The sequence below is a fragment of the Methylosinus sp. Sm6 genome (assembly GCF_019802345.1).
Taxonomy (GTDB): Bacteria; Pseudomonadota; Alphaproteobacteria; order Rhizobiales; family Beijerinckiaceae; genus Methylosinus.
Genome location: NZ_JAINDZ010000020.1, coordinates 46852 through 64386 on the forward strand (window position 1 = coordinate 46852; position 17535 = coordinate 64386).

General features: G+C 61.8%; 15 protein-coding genes. 5 read left to right on the forward strand and 10 right to left on the reverse strand.

The annotated features are described in order from the left end of the window. Positions 1-48: 48 nt before the first annotated feature. From K3F48_RS14280 to K3F48_RS14305, 6 genes are all read right to left on the reverse strand, one after another. Positions 49-969 (reverse strand): alpha/beta fold hydrolase, encoded by a 921-nt coding sequence (locus tag K3F48_RS14280; RefSeq protein WP_222576105.1) that lies wholly within the window; start codon positions 967-969, stop codon positions 49-51. A 78-nt stretch (positions 970-1047) separates the two neighbouring features. Next, positions 1048-1587 carry an aromatic-ring-hydroxylating dioxygenase subunit beta gene (locus K3F48_RS14285; protein ID WP_222576106.1) on the reverse strand — a complete coding sequence of 180 codons (540 nt, stop codon included), beginning with the start codon at positions 1585-1587 and terminating at the stop codon, positions 1048-1050. A 65-nt stretch (positions 1588-1652) separates the two neighbouring features. Beyond that, positions 1653-3563, reverse strand: a complete 1911-nt coding sequence (asnB, locus tag K3F48_RS14290; protein ID WP_222576107.1) for an asparagine synthase (glutamine-hydrolyzing) — start codon at positions 3561-3563, stop codon at positions 1653-1655. 31 nt (positions 3564-3594) lie between these two features. Beyond that, positions 3595-4896 carry a Rieske 2Fe-2S domain-containing protein gene (locus K3F48_RS14295; RefSeq protein ID WP_222576108.1) on the reverse strand — a complete coding sequence of 434 codons (1302 nt, stop codon included), beginning with the start codon at positions 4894-4896 and terminating at the stop codon, positions 3595-3597. A gap of 258 nt (positions 4897-5154) precedes the next feature. After that, positions 5155-5892, reverse strand: coding sequence for a tyrosine-type recombinase/integrase (locus K3F48_RS14300; RefSeq protein ID WP_255609043.1), 738 nt, complete (start codon positions 5890-5892; stop codon positions 5155-5157). Between the two features lie 113 nt (positions 5893-6005). After that, positions 6006-6167 (reverse strand): hypothetical protein, encoded by a 162-nt coding sequence (locus K3F48_RS14305; RefSeq protein WP_255609045.1) that lies wholly within the window; start codon positions 6165-6167, stop codon positions 6006-6008. A gap of 587 nt (positions 6168-6754) precedes the next feature. Between K3F48_RS14305 and K3F48_RS14310 the strand changes: the two genes are divergently transcribed. Together K3F48_RS14310 and K3F48_RS24930 are read left to right on the forward strand one after the other, a co-directional pair. Beyond that, positions 6755-7972, forward strand: a complete 1218-nt coding sequence (locus K3F48_RS14310) for a S41 family peptidase (protein ID WP_222576109.1) — start codon at positions 6755-6757, stop codon at positions 7970-7972. Between the two features lie 337 nt (positions 7973-8309). Continuing rightward, on the forward strand, positions 8310-8651 hold the full coding sequence (locus tag K3F48_RS24930; protein WP_370631425.1) for a hypothetical protein: 342 nt from the start codon (positions 8310-8312) through the stop codon (positions 8649-8651). A gap of 478 nt (positions 8652-9129) precedes the next feature. Here K3F48_RS24930 and K3F48_RS14320 read toward each other — a convergent pair whose 3' ends face one another. The 4 genes from K3F48_RS14320 to tnpB form a co-directional block, all read right to left on the reverse strand. Beyond that, positions 9130-10515 (reverse strand): TolC family outer membrane protein, encoded by a 1386-nt coding sequence (locus K3F48_RS14320; protein ID WP_255609048.1) that lies wholly within the window; start codon positions 10513-10515, stop codon positions 9130-9132. 138 nt (positions 10516-10653) lie between these two features. Next, positions 10654-12108, reverse strand: a complete 1455-nt coding sequence (locus K3F48_RS14325; protein WP_222576110.1) for an HlyD family type I secretion periplasmic adaptor subunit — start codon at positions 12106-12108, stop codon at positions 10654-10656. Next, a complete protein-coding gene (locus tag K3F48_RS14330; RefSeq protein WP_222576111.1) occupies positions 12108-14267 on the reverse strand; it encodes a type I secretion system permease/ATPase in 2160 nt (719 codons plus the stop codon). The genes K3F48_RS14325 and K3F48_RS14330 overlap by 1 nt, the downstream gene beginning before the upstream one ends. Positions 14268-14785: 518 nt before the next feature. Continuing rightward, positions 14786-15202, reverse strand: coding sequence for an IS66 family insertion sequence element accessory protein TnpB (gene tnpB / locus K3F48_RS24935; protein ID WP_370631426.1), 417 nt, complete (start codon positions 15200-15202; stop codon positions 14786-14788). On the opposite strand from tnpB, the gene K3F48_RS14340 reads away from it, so the two are divergent. The 3 genes from K3F48_RS14340 to K3F48_RS14350 all read left to right on the forward strand — a co-directional run bounded on the left by K3F48_RS14340 (position 15096) and on the right by K3F48_RS14350 (position 17449). Beyond that, on the forward strand, positions 15096-15755 hold the full coding sequence (locus K3F48_RS14340) for an STN domain-containing protein (protein ID WP_222576113.1): 660 nt from the start codon (positions 15096-15098) through the stop codon (positions 15753-15755). The two genes, tnpB and K3F48_RS14340, sit on opposite strands and share 107 nt — an antisense overlap. After that, positions 15752-16303: an RNA polymerase sigma factor gene (locus tag K3F48_RS14345; protein ID WP_370631427.1), complete on the forward strand. Its 552-nt coding sequence runs from the start codon at positions 15752-15754 to the stop codon at positions 16301-16303. Before K3F48_RS14340 ends, K3F48_RS14345 begins: the two co-directional genes overlap by 4 nt. A 210-nt stretch (positions 16304-16513) precedes the next feature. Next, positions 16514-17449 (forward strand): DUF4880 domain-containing protein, encoded by a 936-nt coding sequence (locus K3F48_RS14350; protein WP_370631428.1) that lies wholly within the window; start codon positions 16514-16516, stop codon positions 17447-17449. Positions 17450-17535 lie beyond the last annotated feature (86 nt).

A 17535-nucleotide genomic window follows, 5' to 3' on the forward strand; every position in this document is an offset into this window, starting at 1 on the left:
GATGCGCGCTTTCATGAGCGACAGGCGCCGTCATGCCTATCCTCGCCTCTATGCCTGATGTAGCTCTTCGCCGTTATGCGCTTCGAGAAATGGCAGGAGCTGTTCGAGAACGGCGTCGGGCGCATCTTCGGGTAGCATGTGACTGGCGCCCTCGATCGGAGCCCCGCGAACATCGCCGCAAACCCATTTCCTCCAGATCGAGATCGGGTGACGGGATGCATCCGGATAGGGCCGATCCTGCCACAGAACCAAGACCGGACACGTTATTCGACGATCGGTTGCACGGTCGGCGGCATCGGCCGCGGTGTCCGGCCCCAAGGCGGCGCGATAGTCCTCACACATCGCATGGCGGACGGACGAAGAGCGAAACGCCGTGCGATATGCGGCGAGAGCCTCGGGATGATAGATGTCCCGGCCGTTCGACATCGCGACCAGCGTTCGGTCGAGAAAATAATCCGGTTCTGACGCCAGAAGCTTTTCCGGAAGATCGAATGGCTGCGCTAGAAAAAACCAATGATAGGCGCGGGATGCGAAGGCCGTATTGACTTGGTCCCAGACGTCGATCGTCGGAATGACGTTCAATGACGTCAAGCTGACGACGCATTCGGGGCTATCGAGCGCGAGGCGGTATCCGACACGCGCGCCGCGATCATGACCGACGACGGCAAATTTGTGATAGCCCAGCTGCGCCATGATTTCCTTCTGGTCGCGAGCGAGCGCCCGCTTGGTGAAAGCATCGGATTGGTTTGGCGCGGACGCGGCAGATTCGCCGTAACCACGCAGATCGGGAATCACCACTGTGAACCGCTCGGCGAGGGCCGGCGAGATTTTGTGCCAAGCTGCTCGGGTCTGCGGATAGCCATGCAGGAGAAGGACGGGTGGTCCGCCGCCTCCGGTCACGAGGGCTATCTCGCCGCCGGATGTCGCCAGCGTGACTTTCCGAAAATTAGGGAAGAGTACGTCTTCCACGACCTTGTCTCCAACGGTGGCCGCTATGCCTGGCGCGAGTAAACTCGTGAGAGGCCGGTGACGCGCGATAAGAGCACATCAGACGATGATGCTGATGCGACGCTGAGACGCCATGGACTCGTGATCGAGCCGCGTTATTCTTTCCAGTATTTTCAATGCTCCTTGCCTCTCTCGCAGTTTATACGACGTCTCCCCGACGAACTCCCACGATTGCAGGTTCCTGAATTGATAGATGACGAAATTCGCCTTGACTCGGACGATGCCGGATTTGTGCTCCAGAACGCGAATATTCGATATTATCCTGCGCGTTCTCGATCGTGGAACTTCGGCCAGAGCGCTTTTTTCAAGCAAATGCCGAATCCGCGTCTCGAGCCGCGTATTGTCGTCGGACACCAAATAGAGGCTGTTTTTTGGGTTGCTGCTCTCAAGATACTGCAACGGCAAGACCTGATAGCGTCCCTCGTCGTCAAACAAAGACAACCATTCATTCAGATCCCAATCGTCGAGCAGAGCCGATTCGAAGAAAAGAAACGATGTGATACGTGATGTCAGCTCGGCAGGGGGTGTCGGAATCGGAGCGGGCTGATATCCCTCGCGCGCGACGAGCATGCTGGTCATGGGCTTACTCCATGCTATTGCAAACTGCATAATCTGCGATTGCGTTATATTTTCGTGCTCATTCCTCAATGGTAGGAGATGTCGACGTTGTATTGTCGAAGCCAGCTGTCCAGGTTGAGAAGATAGGACATTCCCGCCGTAGGGCTCGCGGATGCGCGCGGGCTTGGCAGGGGACGCCCTTGTTCCAGCAACTCGGCCACTTTTGCAGGGTCGACGAGTTCGAAGACAGGCGCGCCGGGGGTAGAGAGAAGCTCCAGCGTTCGTTGACGCAGGCTCGCCAAATATTGGCGATTTGGATTGCTTGGAAAGCCGCTTTTTCGTCGTCTAAGGACTGATTGCGGCAGTAGGTCCGCGACAGCGCGCCGCAGCAGAGACTTTCCCTCTCCACCTTCATTTTTGTATCGCCACGGCAAGTTCCAGACATAATCCACGAGATGGTGATCGCAAAAGGGAACTCGGACTTCGAGACCGGTGGCCATGCTCATGCGGTCTTTTCGGTCGAGCATGGCGGGCAGCCATCGCGTCAACGCCAGATAGGATACTTCCCGCATCCTCTTGTCTATTTCGTTCTCGTCCTCGATTGTGGGAACTTCCTCCAGCGCCTCGCGATAGCGACTTTCCACATAGTCCGCCGGCCGTATCGCGCTCTCCACTTCCGCCCTGAACAGGGTCCAGGGACTGCTCTTGTCGAGCAACCAAGGAAAGCCGGAATATGCTAGTGCGTCTCTATTATGAAAAAATGGGTAGCCTCCGAAAACCTCATCTGCGGACTCGCCCGAGAGCGCCACCGTCGTGTGCTGCCGAACCTGCTTGAACAAAAAATAAAGCGATGTATCCAGCTCGCCCCAGCCCGGCAGATCACGGGAATGAAGGACAGCATTTTCATGTGTGAGAGCAGATTCCGGAGTAACCAGGATCGTTCGGTGATCAGTGCCGACGTGCCGGGAAACTTCCAGCGCGAATGGTTCGTCCCAACTATCCTGCCAGGCCGATGGGATGAACTCCGCCTGCCCATCAGGAAAATCCACAGAGAATGTCGGTAGCTTCTCTCCTCGGCGTTGCGCGGTCCGAGCGGCGAAGGCGGCGATGGCGCTGGAGTCGAGGCCTCCTGAGAGAAGTCCGCCGAGTGGCACGTCGGAAACCATCTGCTGTTCGACTATTTCTTCCAGCAACCGCCGGACATGATCGACGGAATCCTCCAAGCTGTCGCGATGCTCGGTCGCCGCGAGCGACCAATAGTTGTGAGATTCCACCCCGCGTCTCGATACTCGGATGGCCTCTCCAGGTTTGACTTGATAAAGGCCTTTATAAACGCCGTGCCCGGGAGTCGGGGCTGTGCTGAGGGCGAAGAGTTCCGCGATGCCAGTGGCATCCAATTCGGGCTTGACCGTTGGATTTGCGAAGATCGCCTTCGGCTCGGAACCAAAGATCACCCCAGAACTGGTCGGCAGATAATAAAGTGGCTTTATTCCGAACCGATCCCGAACGAGCCACAACTCGTCGCGTCCACTGTCCCAAATCGCGAATCCATACATTCCCCGCAATCTGACGAAGGACTCCCTTCCCCATTCCAGGAATGAGCGAAGCACAACCTCGGTATCCGAGCGCGTCCGGAATTCATGCCCCGCTCTCGCGAGCTCCTGACGGAGTTCTACGAAGTTGTAGACTTCTCCGGCATAGCTGAGGATAAAAGGATCTACGGCGACGGTCGACATCGGCTGCCGTCCGAATTCCAAATCGATGATCGACAATCGACGATGACCGATAAAAGCATGTCGCGACACCCAGCTGCCCTCGGCGTCCGGTCCTCGTAGCGCCATTGAGCGGATCATGGCGGCGATCGTCGATCGCTCTTCCCGAAGATCGCGGCGCCAGTCTATCCAGCCTACTATTCCGCACATGATCGTCACCGTTCGCCGTTGTCGGAGAATAAAGTCAGTCGCGGTCGCGCTCTCGATGTCTGCGAGGCGATTCACGAACTAGAATTTTTCGGGTTAAGCGAGAAGTTTATAGTCTCTCCGTGCTTACCGAACGAACAGACTCGGATGAACCAGCGCGCGTCCGTTCGGCGCCTATCCGCCTGCTCCATTCACGCCAAAAAGCGCGGTTTTGCTCCTCGTCGGTATGGTGTTGCGTGCCTGGACTCATGCCGCGCGAGAAATCATTGTAGCCAATGCCGGCATGGGCGTAGGCGCGCTGACACGACTCGAGGAGTTCGACATCGTCAGGCGTGCCGAACCCGCCCGGTCCGATGAAAGAGATAAGCCCGTTGATTCGCGCTGCCCTCTCCTCCTCGGTCTCATCAGAGAAGCCCGCGCCCCATACGGTGACGTCCACGGCGTCGAACGAGGTTGGAAAGAACGTCCTGACGTTCAATCCGAGAATGTCGTTGATCACGAGGTTGGGGAAAATGAACAAGCTCTTGTTGGCATGAGCGATTTCTTCTGCTCTATTCTTGCCGTACTTCGTCACCAGCGCACGAAATCTTCGATTGATTTCGTCCTTCATCCACTCTGGAAAGAGCGGGCTCCAATAAGCGATTGGACGGCCGGTGGACGGTGGACCGCTGATAATGACCGAGTGGCCTCCGCTGAGCGGAAGTCCTTTTCCTATTCGCTTATGCGAACTGGGCTCGCCGCCCAACGTATCGATGTATTCGAGGAAACGTTTGTGCGTAAAAGGAAGATGGTATGCGTCCACGCCATTTTCCGCGAGGAGCTTCCAGTTCGCGCGTATCGAGTGATTGAATTCGCCCGGAATGATTTCCAACTCCGATTCCGACTGCGCGCAAATCAAGTCGATATACGCCTTTGCTTCGCCGAGGTAATCCTCGAGGTCCTGCTCGGGGGCGACGTAAGAAATGAAAATGAGGCCTCGATAGGTTGAATGATGGATCGGATTTAGGCTGAGATTCGAGTCGTTGCGAGCCTCCCGACCATATGCCGATCCTCCCGGCAGACCGACCAGTCGGCCGTTCAGATCATACGTCCAGCCGTGATATGGGCAGGAAAAGCTCTGGGCGTTGCCTCTCGCCTCCTGACACACGATCGTCCCTCGATGGGCGCAAGCGTTCAACAAGACGTTTAGCTCTCCGAAAGTTGTCTTGGTCAGAATGAGGTTTCGTCCGCCCACGTTGCGGCGAAGAAAGTCCCCCGGCGCGCGAAGCTCGCTGACGTGTCCCGCATAAAGCCAGCATCTATCGAAAATATTCTCGAGCTCACTGCGATAAATATCTTGCAGAACATACGCGGAGCGGTGAACACGAAAGAAGTTTGCTTGATCGGTAACGATGATTTGTGGATCGGCCATTGCGGTCTACCCTTTGGAATCACAGCCAATATCGGTTCCGGGCGATAAAAGGCTCAAGAGCACGAGTTTGCGTAAGTTTACCTGCCTGATGGAGTTCATCAATTACCTGACAGGTAATCTTCGGCAGAAAAAAGTTCAGAGGTTGAAGGCCGTCGCAGGATGGCGCGGGAATCCCAGGCCTCATCAAGTTACAAATTTAACTTCAATCTGATAGGCGTTCGCATCTTTGTCCCGACCGGCGCGCCATTGCCTCGCGCATCATATTGAATTTCCCTTCGTTTTTCCCTGTTTTCCCAAACTTTTCGATCCCGGTTTGGGCGATTTGTTCCCTTCCCGCCCCGCCTCCAATCTCAGTATTGCCGCCTCGGCCAGCCGCTCTTGATCCGCGTCGCGCGTATAGCGCTCCGCTTCGGCGAGCGTCTTGTGGCCGAGGATCGCCATGATTTCGCGCGCCGAACAGCCGGCCTCGGCGAGGCGCCGGCCCGCGGCCTTGCGCAGGCCATGCGGCCGGCATTCGAGCGGGAGCCCCGCCTCGGCGATTGCGTCTCGCATGAAGCCGGAAAAGCCGTCGACGGTGAAGGGCTTGCCGAACGCTGTGTTCAAGATCGTGACATGCTCTCGCGCCGCAACGGCGAGGATGGCCCGCAGATCGCGGTGAAGCGGTATGACGAGGCGCGCGCCTGTCTTTTGCTGCGTCAATCGGATCGTATCGCCCGTCACATCGCCCCAGGTCATTCGATGCACGTCCGAGCGGCGCTGCCCGGTAAAGAGCATCACCGCGAAGGCAAGGCGCTCGCGCGTGCCGACCGGCCAGCGCTTTTCGAATTGCTTGATTTCATGCTCGGACCAGGACCGAATTTCGTGCGTCTTCGGCCGCTTGATCCCGAGCGACGGGTCATGCTTCAGCCAGCCGATATCGATAGCGTGGCGGATCAGCACCCGGAGCATCTTCAAAATGGCGAGCCGCTGGCCCGGCCGATCGGCGTAGGGCTGCAAAATCTTCGTGATGATCCCTTCGCGCGCCCCCTTGCCACGCCGGAAGTATATTCACAGTTTACCATGCCGATCCGTCCAGGCTTCAACATGGGGCGGGCGCTTGCGCGACATGCTCAATCGCTCCAACTGTCGTCGGGCGCGGCGGCGCCGTCATGCGGAAGATGATCGGCGAATGTGTCGAGTTCGTTCCGATCCCATACCTTGAAGGAATACAGCTTCTTCGGCGCTGGAACGACGCCATCCTTGACCAGCTTGTCGAAGGTCACGGGCGACATGTCGAGATAGCTTGCGGCGCGCTCACGGCGGAGCAGCCTCGGCGCTATGCCGAGTTTCTGTGTTGCGCTCCTCCCCTCCTCCTCCTCGTGACGACGCGAGCAGGGAAGTGCAGGTGATCGTTAGCGCTGAGAGTCATATCCGTCAACCCGGCGTTATGTCTCGCGATCGAACGCAGCGTGAGCGAATGGAGGCGCATCTCTGGCCACCAAGCCGCGAGGGACGGGCATCTATATCGAGCCTCCGGTAAAGGGTCGCAAGCTCGCAAGACGCCGTCGCTATTGGTCGGCGGAGTCCTGCGACATCGCGTTTCTCGGGACGATGATGAACGATCAGACGAATTCGTTCGACGGCTGCTGCGACAATTTAGCTCAGGGAACGATATGGCCGCGTAACCGCAGTGCTTGGACGTGCTCGTTCAAGAAGTTGGACGCGGTGTCGAAGCAGCGATGGCTCCGCATTCAGTTTCACTTGGAAAGGGACACCGCGATGATATAGTCGCTCTCGCATTCTCGAAAAAAAATACAAATGTCGGCCTTCAAGAGATCGCAGGCGGGCCAATCGAAGGCAGCCACACGAGGATTCCACCATGGATCCGTCTCGTCGTCACGTTCTTCTCAGCGCGATGGTTTCCGTCATGAGTGCTCCGGTTCTTGCCAATGACATCGCTCGATCGCCGTCGGCGCCGAGTCTGGCTGAAGAGGTGAAGAAGCTGGTCGAGGATCAGTTCTATGATCCCGACCGCGCCAAACGATTTGGCGCGGAAGTTGCCGCCAAGACTGAATCTGACATCGAAGCGGTTCGCCGCGGTTTGGCGGCGTTGCGCGCATCTCACACGGCGCTCTATACGGGCGCCGACTTGGACTACTACGAACTGATCGATATATTTCTTCCCATTCTACGCAAGCGCAACGACGCCGTGCTGAAGGAGATTTTTCCACCCGATGGGACGCCGTTCTACGACGGGATCGGCATCGCTACCGTCCGGTCGGGCGACGGGTGGCATGTGTCGGATGTCTACGATGCAGGGCCGGCGCGAGAGGCGGATTTTAAGGTCGGCGATCTATTGGTCAGCGCCGACGGACAACCGTTTCATCCGATCCATTCGTTCGTGGGAAGAGGGGGAACGACTGCCACCGTGACGATAAGATCGAGTCTCCGAGGACCGACGCATGAGGTGCGCGTCAAGGTGAACCGCTTTCGTCCAAATGCGCTTCAAGACGCTTCGATCAAGAGCAGTGTGAAGACGTTCAAGGTCGACGGGACGGAGATCGGATACGTGCGGCTCTGGACGCACTCCACCCCAGAGTCCCAAAAGGCTCTGCAGTCTCTTCTTTCGACGGAACCATTGAATCGGGCGTCGGCGTTGGTTGTCGATCTCCGGTGCCGCCATGGAGGGAGCCCGCCACAAGCGGCAGAGATCTTTGTCGGCGCGAGTCCTCAGATCGAAATGATCGGCAGAACAGATTCGATCGTCAATAACTTTCGATACCGAAAGCCTGTCGTTGGCATAATAGACGGCGGCACGCGGAGCGGAATGGAGCTGTTTGCTTACACCTTGAAGAAAGCAGGAGTCCCACTCGTGGGCTCCAAGACCGAAGGCGCCGTCTTGGGCGGAACACTCTTTTTGCTCAACGACAAATCATTACTCTATCTCGCAGTCATGGACATCAAAGTAGATGGCCAACGCCTCGAAGGCCATGGCGTCACTCCAACGGTACCCGTGGCATGGGATAAGCTCTACAGTGAAGGTCGTGATCCGCAATTGTCAGAGGCGATAAGACAAGCGAGTGTGTTGTCGCGATAGCGACCGCCGGCAGCAACGCCCTCTATCTGAGCGTCGAAGAGCCCTATGTCGCGGGCAAAATCATCCTCGACAAAGTCGGCCAGTCCCGGAGGTTCTCGGGCGATGACAGCAATCCTGTGACAGGCCGCTCTTTGGTCTTGCTCGCCCAAGACGCATTGTCCGGCATCGTCCTCGACGGCAACGGGGGCGGCGTTCGCCTGCTCACGTCGACCGATGTCTACGGCGTGTCCCGAGCGATCGACTTGGTGCCCCGAGCGATCGACTTGGGCTCCACCGGCAACAGCGGCTCGATCCTCGTCGGAGTACGGCAGCCGCCTCGTTCACGCCCGGCTCTATCGTGAGCGCGGCGTCCGACGGCCTCACCGTTCGCTCCACGCATGACGGCTTCGACACCACGCTCGCCATCGGCGCCGACGCCGCCGTCACGCTCACCCAGGCGAGCGGCGCCGACACGCTGGATGGCGGCGCGGGCGTGGATGCGCTCGATTACAGCAATAAATTCGAGTCGGTCGTGCTGACGCTGAAGGGGTCGGCCAATACGGTCGCCCCGGTCGACGGCGTCGCCGAGGACACGATCCGTAATATCGAGAACGTCTACAGCGGCTCGGGCGACGACGTGCTGAGCGGCGACGATCTCGCCAACCTCCTCTCTGGAGGCGGAGGAAACGATGTTTTTTGAGCGGTGTCGGAGGTCGTGGAGCGTCACGTTTCCGCGGCTCCCGAGAACAGCGCAACAGCTTGGAGTCGACGACGATCGCGGCCATCGCTGCGGACACGATCGCTCCGAGATTTGTTTGATGGTCTTGAAACTCTCGAGCGCGTGTCGTCGACGACACGCGCTCGAGAAACGCCGACAATCGACAATAGAGCCCGACATGATCCGGAACGGCGTTCGTCACCGAAATCGGTGAACGCGCGTCACGCTAGTGCCCCGCTTCATCGAATTTGATGGGCTTCGAGAGCGAGCCTCTCGGGCCCGCAGTCCAGGGGCCGCGCTTGGACCGCGAGCCCTCAGGCTCGCCCTTCCCCCCGGTCAAATCGGCTGAAGCGCGCCACTAGAGCGCTTTCCGATCGAACGGAATCGTTCGATCGATCAGAATTCGCTCAAACTAAAGAATCCTAGAGCGTTATCCGATCCGTTCGGATCGGATAACGCTCTAGTTGTCTCCCGGTCCGTCCAGCCCGAACCATTTGCCGCGGGCCTTCTCGAGATGGGACGCCGCATCGTAGATCGTCGTTTCCAGCCGCAGCTGCTCGGCCGAGAGGCGGCCGACCGCGGCGAGCGACGCGTAGGCGGCGACGATGCGGTCGCGTTGCGCGCTCACCAGATCGACGCGCGCGTTGAGCAGCGCCTGCTGGGCGTTCAGCACGTCGAGCGTCGTGCGCTGCCCCAGCTGCGCCTCGTCGCGCACGCCCTTCAGCGCCACTTCCGCCGCTTTCACCGCCACCCGCCCCGCGGCAATCGAGCCGATCGCCATCTTCAGCTGGCTGAAGCTCGATACGACGGCGGCGCGCGCCGCGTCGCGCTGCAGGTCGGCGTTGAAGCGCGCCTGGCTCAATTGCGCCTTGGCCTGGCGGACCGACGCATATTCGACGCCGCCCTGGTAGATCGGCACGTTGAGCGCGCCGCTCACCTGCGCGGTGAGCTGCCGCGTGCCCGGAATGCCGAAATAGGATTCATATTGTTGATTGACCTGCAGATTCGCCGACACGGTGGGGAGCAGCGCGCCTTCGCCGACTTTCACCGCCGACTCGGCGGCGTCGACCTGGTGTCGCGCCGCGACGACGCTCGGATGCTCTGCGAGCGCGATGCCGATCGCCTCGCCAGAGGACTTCGGCAACAAATGCTCGATCGTCGCCGCCGGCTCCAAATGCTGCGGCTCGACGCCGACCACCTGACGGAAATTGGCGGCGCTGGTCGCGAGCGTCGCCTCGGCCGAATTCGCCTCCATCTCCGCATGGGCGAGCGCCGCCTGCGCTTGCGCGACATCGGTGAGGCTGAGCTCGCCGAGCTCCTGCCGATGCCGCGTCACCCGCAATTGCTCTTTCAGGACAGCGATATTGTTCTTGCGCAGGCCGAGAACGGCCGTGTCGCGCAACACATTCATATAGGCGGTCGCGGCGTTCTGGAGCGTCGTCTGTTCCGTGAGCCGCATCGTCGCTCGCGCGGCGAAAACGCCCGACTCGGCCTGACGGACGGAATTATCCGTGCGCCATCCGTCGAACAGCGGCTGCGACAGCACGAAGCCGGCGGCGCGCGGCTCGCCGATGATCTGCTCGGTGACGTAGAGCCGCTCGTTGAAACCATTGCGGCCGGCCGGCTGGCGCAGCCGGTTGAATTGCGGACCGCCGTTGACGGAGGCGTTGAGCTTCGGCCGCATGCCTCCCGCCGCCTTGGCGACATCCTCGTCACGCGCCCAGACATTGGCCCGCTGTTGGTTGAGGTCCGGATTGCCGACATAGGCCTTGGCCAGCGCCGACCCCATGGTTTCCGCCCGCGTCGCGCGGCCATGGAGCGAGGCCAGCAGAGCCGCGCCGAGCAAGAGAGCTCGCCCGAACGGAGCCTCACGTGGAGGGGCCGCCGACGCCGCGCATCGGTGCGATTTTCGAAACGCCATCACGCAACGCTCTCGACTCTTGGACGCTCTCGACGAGGAGCCATCGGGCTCCATGCCGCCTTCTCATCTTTCACGCAATGCTCGCGACGCGGTCTCGACCAGCGGCGAAAACAAATATTCGAGAATCCGCCGCTTGCCGGTCCTGATCTCGACCGCCACGGACATTCCCGGCGAGAGGGGAACATCGACGCCGTCCACGGTCATGAACCGCCGCTCGGGCGCCACGGTCACCGGAAACACCAGATTCTGCACGCGCTGCGCGCCGCCGAAATAGCTCGCCTTCTGCGACTTGGCCGGATTGGCTTCGGCGATCTGCGCGTCCGGCTCCGGAATGGCGTCGCGCGCCACGCGCGTGACGGCGCCGTCGAGAGATCCGTAGCGAGTGAAAGGAAAAGACTCGATCTTGATCACCGCCTTTTGACCCGCTTGGATGAAGCCGACGTCCTTGTTCTCCGCATAGCATTCGATCTCGAGGCCGGCGTCGTCCGGGACGATGCGCATGAGCTCCTCGCCCGGCGAAACGACCTGATGCTTCGAGGTGATGGAGAGTCCGAGAATCGTGCCGGCGATCGGGCTGACGAGCGTCATATGGCCGGTCCGCGCATGGGCCTTCGACGCCTTCTGCTCGAGATCGTCGATCTGGCGCCCGGCCTCGGCGAATTTCTGCGCATTATCGGCGATGAAGCTTTCGAACGCCTTCTCGCGCTCCTTGGCGAGAACATCGACATTGGCGCTGGCCTCGACGAGCTGGCCCTTCTGCGTCGCCAGCGCCGTCTGCTGGTTCTGCAGCGTCTCCTGAGCGTCGAGCAGGCTCGCCGGCGCGATCGCCTTGCGCGTGACCAGCGCGGCGCGCATCTCGACGCGCTTCTTCAGCGTCTCGATGAGAACTTCCTGCGCGGCGATCGTGTTGTCGAGGCGCTTTTCTTCGGCGCGCTTCTCGACGATCTGCGCCTCGAAGCTCTGCGCCGAGGATCGCAATTGCGCCAAATCGCCGTCGAGGACTCTCTGCTCGCGGCGACGCGTGTCGAGCGGAATATCCTCCGGCCAATCGATCTTCTGCGCCGGCGCGACCTCTCGCCGCTCGGCCGCGGCGATGGCGATTTTGCGCCGCAGCCATTCGGCGCGGAAGGCGGCGAGCGCCGCCTTGGACGAGGCTTCATCCGCGACGGCCTCGGTCGGATCGAGCTCGATCAGAATGTCTCCGGCAGCGACATGTCGTCCGTTCTCCACATGAACGGCGGCGACCTTGCCGATCTCCAGAGGCTGCACGGTCTTCACGCGGCCGGACGGCTGGATCTTTCCTTGGGCTGTCGCCAATATGTCGATCTCTCCGAAATAGCTCCAGCCGATCGCGAAGACCGCCAGCAGGCATATGCTCCACAACAGGCCGATCTGGATCGGCGAGGGCGGCGTTTCCAGAATGGCGAGCGCCGCCGGCAGGAACTCCTGGTCGGAGCGCGTCATGCGCTGTCGAACCATGTCTCTCTGCTTGTCGGCGAAGCGACGCCAGATCGTCATCACGTCCTCGTCAGATCGTTCTGCAACGCCCAGAGATGCGCATAAATCCCCTTCCCGGCGAGCAGCTCGTCATGCGTTCCGACCTCGACGATCCGCCCCTCGTGCATGCCGATGATCTTGCTGCAGGGACGCACCGCCTGAAGCCGATGGGCGATGATGATGACGGTGCGGCCCTTGACGATTTCGAGCATATTCTTCTGGATCACGCGCTCGCTTTCGTAATCGAGCGCGCTGGTCGCCTCGTCGAAAATCAGGATCGGCGGATTCATGGCGAGCGCGCGGGCGATGGCGATGCGCTGCCGCTGCCCGCCCGAGAGATTGGCGCCGCGCTCCTCGATCACCGTGTCATAGCCGCGCGGCAGCTTGCCGACGAATTCGTCGGCGCCGGCGAGCCGCGCCACGCCCATCGCCTGAGCGCGCGACATCGCGGGGTTGGAGAGCGCGATATTGTCGTGGATCGAGCGGTTGAAAAGAAGATTTTCCTGCAGCACGACGCCGATCTGCGCGCGCAGCCAAGCCGGGCTCACCTGCGAGAGATCGACGCCATCGACCAGCACCTGTCCCTGTTCGGGCAGATAGAAGCGCTGAATGAGCTTGGTGAGCGTCGATTTTCCCGACCCCGAGCGGCCGACGACGCCGACGACCTCGCCCGGCCGGATCGACAGCGAAATATTCTTCAACACCTCCGGCGCGCCGGGACGATAGCGGAAGGAGACATTGCGCAGCTCGATCGCGCCCTTGGCCCGCGGCAGATGGCCATGCGCGACATTCAGCGGCTCGGTCGGCATGTTGAGAATGTCGCCGAGCCGGTCGATGGAGATCTGCACCTGCTGGAAATCCTGCCAGATCTGCGACAGCCGCAGGATCGGCTGCGCCACCTGTCCCGAGATCATGTTGAAGGCGACGAGCTCTCCGACCGACAGCTCGCCGTCGATCACCGCCTTGGCGCCGAACAGCAGCAGGGCCGCATTGGTCAGCTTGCTCACATATTGGATCGCGCTCTGCCCGCCCGCGCCGACCAATCCCGCGTCAAAGGAGCAGGAGACATAAGCTGCGAGCTTCTCCTCCCATTGCGCCTGCATGGTCGGCTCGACGGCCGCCGCCTTTATGGTCTGCACGCCGACGATCGACTCGACCAGCATCTGCTGGCTTTCGGCCCCGCGGTTGAACTTCTCCTTGATCAGCTCGCGAAGCGCCGGGCGGACCAATTGCGCGATGAGCAGATAGAGCGGGATCGAGAGCAGCACGATCAGCGTCAGCTTCCACGAATAGGCGAAGAGGACGATGATGAAGACGATGGTGAAGAAGATGTCGAGCGCCGAGAACAGCCCCTGGCCGGTGAGGAAGGAGCGGATGGTCTCGAGCTCGCGAACGCGCGCGACCGTCTGTCCGGCCGGACGGGTTTCGAAATAGCTCATCGGCAGGCGGAAGAGATGAAAGAACAGCCGCCGCCCGAGCTCCACGTCGATCCTGTTGGTCGTGTGCGACAGCGCATAGGTGCGCAGATATTGCAGAACGACGTCGAACAGGCCGATGACGGCGAGGCCGCCGACGAGGACGAACAGCGTGTCATAGCCCTTGTGGCTGAGCACCTTGTCGATCACCACCTGGAAGAACAGCGGCGTCACGAGCGCGAAGATCTGCACGATGAAGGAGGCGGCGATCACATGCGCGAGCGCGCGCCGGTAGCGCCAGATCGACGGCAGGAACCATTTGAAGCCGAATGTCTGCGGATCGACGCCGGCGCCGCCGAGCTTGCGCGAGATGAGGATCGCTTCGCCGCCCATCTCCTCGACGAGGCGCTCGAGCGGCAGCTCGCGATCCGCCCGCGTGATCGGATCGACCAGCCGATAATTGCCGGACGGGAGCCTTCCGCCGAGCACCTGGAACAAGCCGTCGCGCATGCGGAGGATCGACGGAGCCGGCAAGGCGCCGACGCGATCCGCGTCCGGATCGGCGACGATGCGGGCCTTGAGGCCGATCAGAAGCGCGGCGCGCACGATATCCTGAGAACTCACTGGTCCGTCGCGCAGCGCGAGTTCTCTGCGAATATGCGCCGGATCCGCCACGATTCGGTAATAGGCGGCGACGCCGCATAGCGCCTGCAGTCCGGAATCGACGATTCGCGCGCTGGCGTCCGCTCCCGCGGCGACATTCATGGCGCGGCGACTGTGGCGCGGACGAACGGCGTGAAGCCGAGGAGGCCGGGAACGGCCCAAAAGACGAGACACATGGCGTAACAACTCTATATACGAATGGCTATGCCGCTTTTCTTCATCAGTAAGCCGGCGAGTGAGCCTCAGGCAAGCCAAAAAACGAATCGGAAGACGGGAAACGGCGGCAAAGTCAGAACGCATTCCTCAGGTTGCGAAATGCTCATTGTGAGACTCGTCATTGACAGAATCCACTCACTCGATGGGCTTGAAATTCTAGGGCATGAGCGCCTCCATGTCCTTGTCGGGCCATCGGTCGGCGATTTGTTCGAGGGTCTGCTGGGCAAAGGCGGACGGGGCAGGGCGATCGGGTGAAGAACGACAGGCCCATCACCCTCGTCCCAAGGAGCCCGCGAAGCGGGCGTCTCGAAGGACGGCAACGGGAAGAAACCTAAAGATTTCGCCGCACGGCCGTCCTTCGAGACGCCGCCTTCGGCGGCCCCTCAGGACGAGGGTCGGGGATATTATTCTTCACCCGATTGTCCAGGGCTCCCCGCTGTCGGCCAACAGAAATACGAATGCTCCAGGCGCTCGGCGAACAGACAAAGACCCGACCCGTCCCACCACACGATCTCGATCCGGTCGGGTCTTTTCGCTCGGAAAACGCTCGTCGCGGCTATAAGCAAAATTTGCGCTGCATCCGCCGTCGGCGCCTGAGCCGAGGAACCCGCCGGCGACATCGGAGCCCGCTCACGGCATGACACGAGATTGCAATAATTCTTGTCTAACCTTCGGCCACTCATGATACTCTTGTGACGTCGAGGGGCGTAGCGTTTGATCACCGTGTCGGTCGGAATGGTTCCTCGCGTCGTCGCCATCGTCGGCTTTGTCGGCGCCGGGAGTTGGACAGCGGCGGAGGAACTGCCCGCGCGTTTCGACATACCGGCCGAGGCTCTTTCGGACGCGCTCTACGCCTACAGCGCGGCGACGGGGATCGAGGTCCTCGTTCGGAGCGATATGGTGGAGCGTCGGCAATCGGCCCGGGTCGCTGGGACATATGTCCCGACCGACGCCTTGCGCGCCTTGCTCTCGGGCACCGGGCTCAGCGCCCGGGCCATCGGCGCGAACGCCGTCACTCTGGCCTCGGCGAACGCCGTCGCGCCGCCCCCGACCGTATTTGTCGCGCCGCTTTATCCCGATTATTCGTCGGCGTTGCAGGCGGCCGTGACGAGCGCGCTGTGTCGTATGCGCGAGACCCGTCCGGGAGATTATCGGCTCGCGGCGCGTCTTTGGGTCGGGCGCTCCGGCGCGGTGACGCAGGTGGCTCTGCTGGGAACGACAGGCGACGGCGGCCGCGACGCCCTTCTGACCGCGGCGCTCCGCCGCGTCGAAGTGGGCGAAGCGCCGCCGGCCGATCTGATCCAGCCGACCACCATGCTGATTTTGCCGAGGCGGCGCGAAACGGCCGAGTGCGCGGGGCGGGCGACTCCGTGACCGAGGTCAGCTGGATGGCGCTGAGCGCAATTCTCGTCGATCGCTATAGCGATTTGAAGGCGCGCCTCGCGCGTCGGCTGGGCGCGACCGAGCTCGCCGCCGAGGCGCTGCAGGAGACGTGGCTGCGTCTGCAGCGCCCCGGCTATGTGGGAGCGCTGCAGCGGCCGGACGCCTATCTGTTCCGGGTCGCCCTCAATATAGCGGCCGACCATCGCGTGGCCGAACGCCGACGGCTGGCCTTGTCGGAGGTCGAGGCGCTGCGCCACGCCGACGACGACGAGCTCGATCCCGAACGCATCATCGCCTCGCGCGCGGAGATCGCCGCTCTCGCCGATGCGCTCGACGAATTGCCGCAGCGGCGGCGGGCCATTTTCCTGGCTGCGCGGCTCGACGAATTGCCGCATAAGATCATCGCCGAGCGTCACGGCGTGTCCACCCGGCTCGTCGAGCGCGAGCTCAAGCTGGCGCTCGAGCATTGCAGCGAGCGGCTCGGGAGAGGAATGCCCGCGCGTTTCGGGGCGCCGCCCCGAGAACCGTCTAAGGAATAGGCGGCTGTCGCCGCGAGAGCGACAGCGCGCCCCATGCCGAGCGCGCCCCATGCCGAGACATCGCCGACGATGACCGAGCCCCGGAAACCCTTAGAGCGCTTTCCGATCGAACGGGATCGTTCGATCGATCAGAATTCGCTCGAACGGAAGAATGTCGGAGCGCTATCCGATCCAATCGGATCGGATAGCGCGCTAGCGGAACAGGACGCGATACGCCGCGAGGCGCGCGACTGGGTGGTGCGGTTGACCTCCGGCGAGGCGACGACCGCGGACGCCGAGGCGCTCGATCGCTGGCGGCGGACCAGTCCCGCGCATCGTCTCGCCTTCGCCGAGGCCAATCGCCTCTGGGACGGGCTGCGCCCGGCGGCCGTCGAGTCGAAGGCGCGGCGGGCGAGCTCCGCGACCGAAGGCCGCCTGATCGGCCGGCGAGCGGTGCTCGGCGGCGCGCTCGCGGCCTCGGCCGCCGGCTATGCGGTCCTCGGTCCGCAGATACGCCTGTCGCTGGCGGAGATGACGGCCGACTTCCGCACCGGCGCCGGCCAGCGGCGAGCTGTCGCCTTCGAAGGCGGCGCTTCGGCGCAGCTCAACACGCGAACCAGCATCGCCTTGCTCTCTCCGCGCTCGGCGGAGAACGGGGTGGAGGAGATCGAGCTGATTGCCGGCGAAGCGGTGATAACAACCGCTCCGCGAGGGCAAAAATCCTTCGTCGTCGTCGCGGAGGGGGGCCGCACCATCTCGACCGACGCCCGTTTCAATATCCGCAACACCGGCGTCGCGGTATGCGTCGCCTGCGTGGCCGGAAGCGTCGAGGTCGAGCATCTGGGCCGGGTCGCGAAACTGACCGCCAATCGGCAGCTCACCTATACGGCGCGGGGCCTCGGCGAGGCGAGCGTCGCCGATCTCGAGACGGTGACGGCCTGGCAGCGGGGGCTGCTGATGTTTCGCAACGATCCGCTCGCGCATGTGATCGAGGAGATCAATCGCTATCGATCGGGCCGCATCATCCTCTTGAACAAAGCGCTCGGCCGGCAAACCGTGCTGGCGACGTTCCATGTCGACCGGATCGAGGAAGTCGTGCCCCGGCTGCAGGCGGTCTTCGGCCTCGCGGTCAGGACGCTGCCGGGCGGCGTCGTTCTGCTGAGCTGAGCGTCGGCGCCGCCCGGCGCGCCTCCCTCGTTAAAAAAGTCGCGCCTTCGTGTCGGCGCCGCGTCTCGGCGTCTGTCAATCTGGTG

What these genes read in the sequence shown, in the direction of transcription:
- tnpB (WP_370631426.1), bottom strand. Translation starts at nt 15,202, where the DNA reads ATGTCGAAACGCGCGGGCAGTTCCTCCGCCGCTGTCCAACTCCCGGCG.
- K3F48_RS14285 (WP_222576106.1), bottom strand. Translation starts at nt 1,587, where the DNA reads ATGACCAGCATGCTCGTCGCGCGCGAGGGATATCAGCCCGCTCCGATT.
- K3F48_RS14325 (WP_222576110.1), bottom strand. Translation starts at nt 12,108, where the DNA reads ATGACGATCTGGCGTCGCTTCGCCGACAAGCAGAGAGACATGGTTCGA.
- K3F48_RS14330 (WP_222576111.1), bottom strand. Translation starts at nt 14,267, where the DNA reads ATGAATGTCGCCGCGGGAGCGGACGCCAGCGCGCGAATCGTCGATTCC.
- K3F48_RS14310 (WP_222576109.1), top strand. Translation starts at nt 6,755, where the DNA reads ATGGATCCGTCTCGTCGTCACGTTCTTCTCAGCGCGATGGTTTCCGTC.
- K3F48_RS14305 (WP_255609045.1), bottom strand. Translation starts at nt 6,167, where the DNA reads ATGTCGCCCGTGACCTTCGACAAGCTGGTCAAGGATGGCGTCGTTCCA.
- K3F48_RS14295 (WP_222576108.1), bottom strand. Translation starts at nt 4,896, where the DNA reads ATGGCCGATCCACAAATCATCGTTACCGATCAAGCAAACTTCTTTCGT.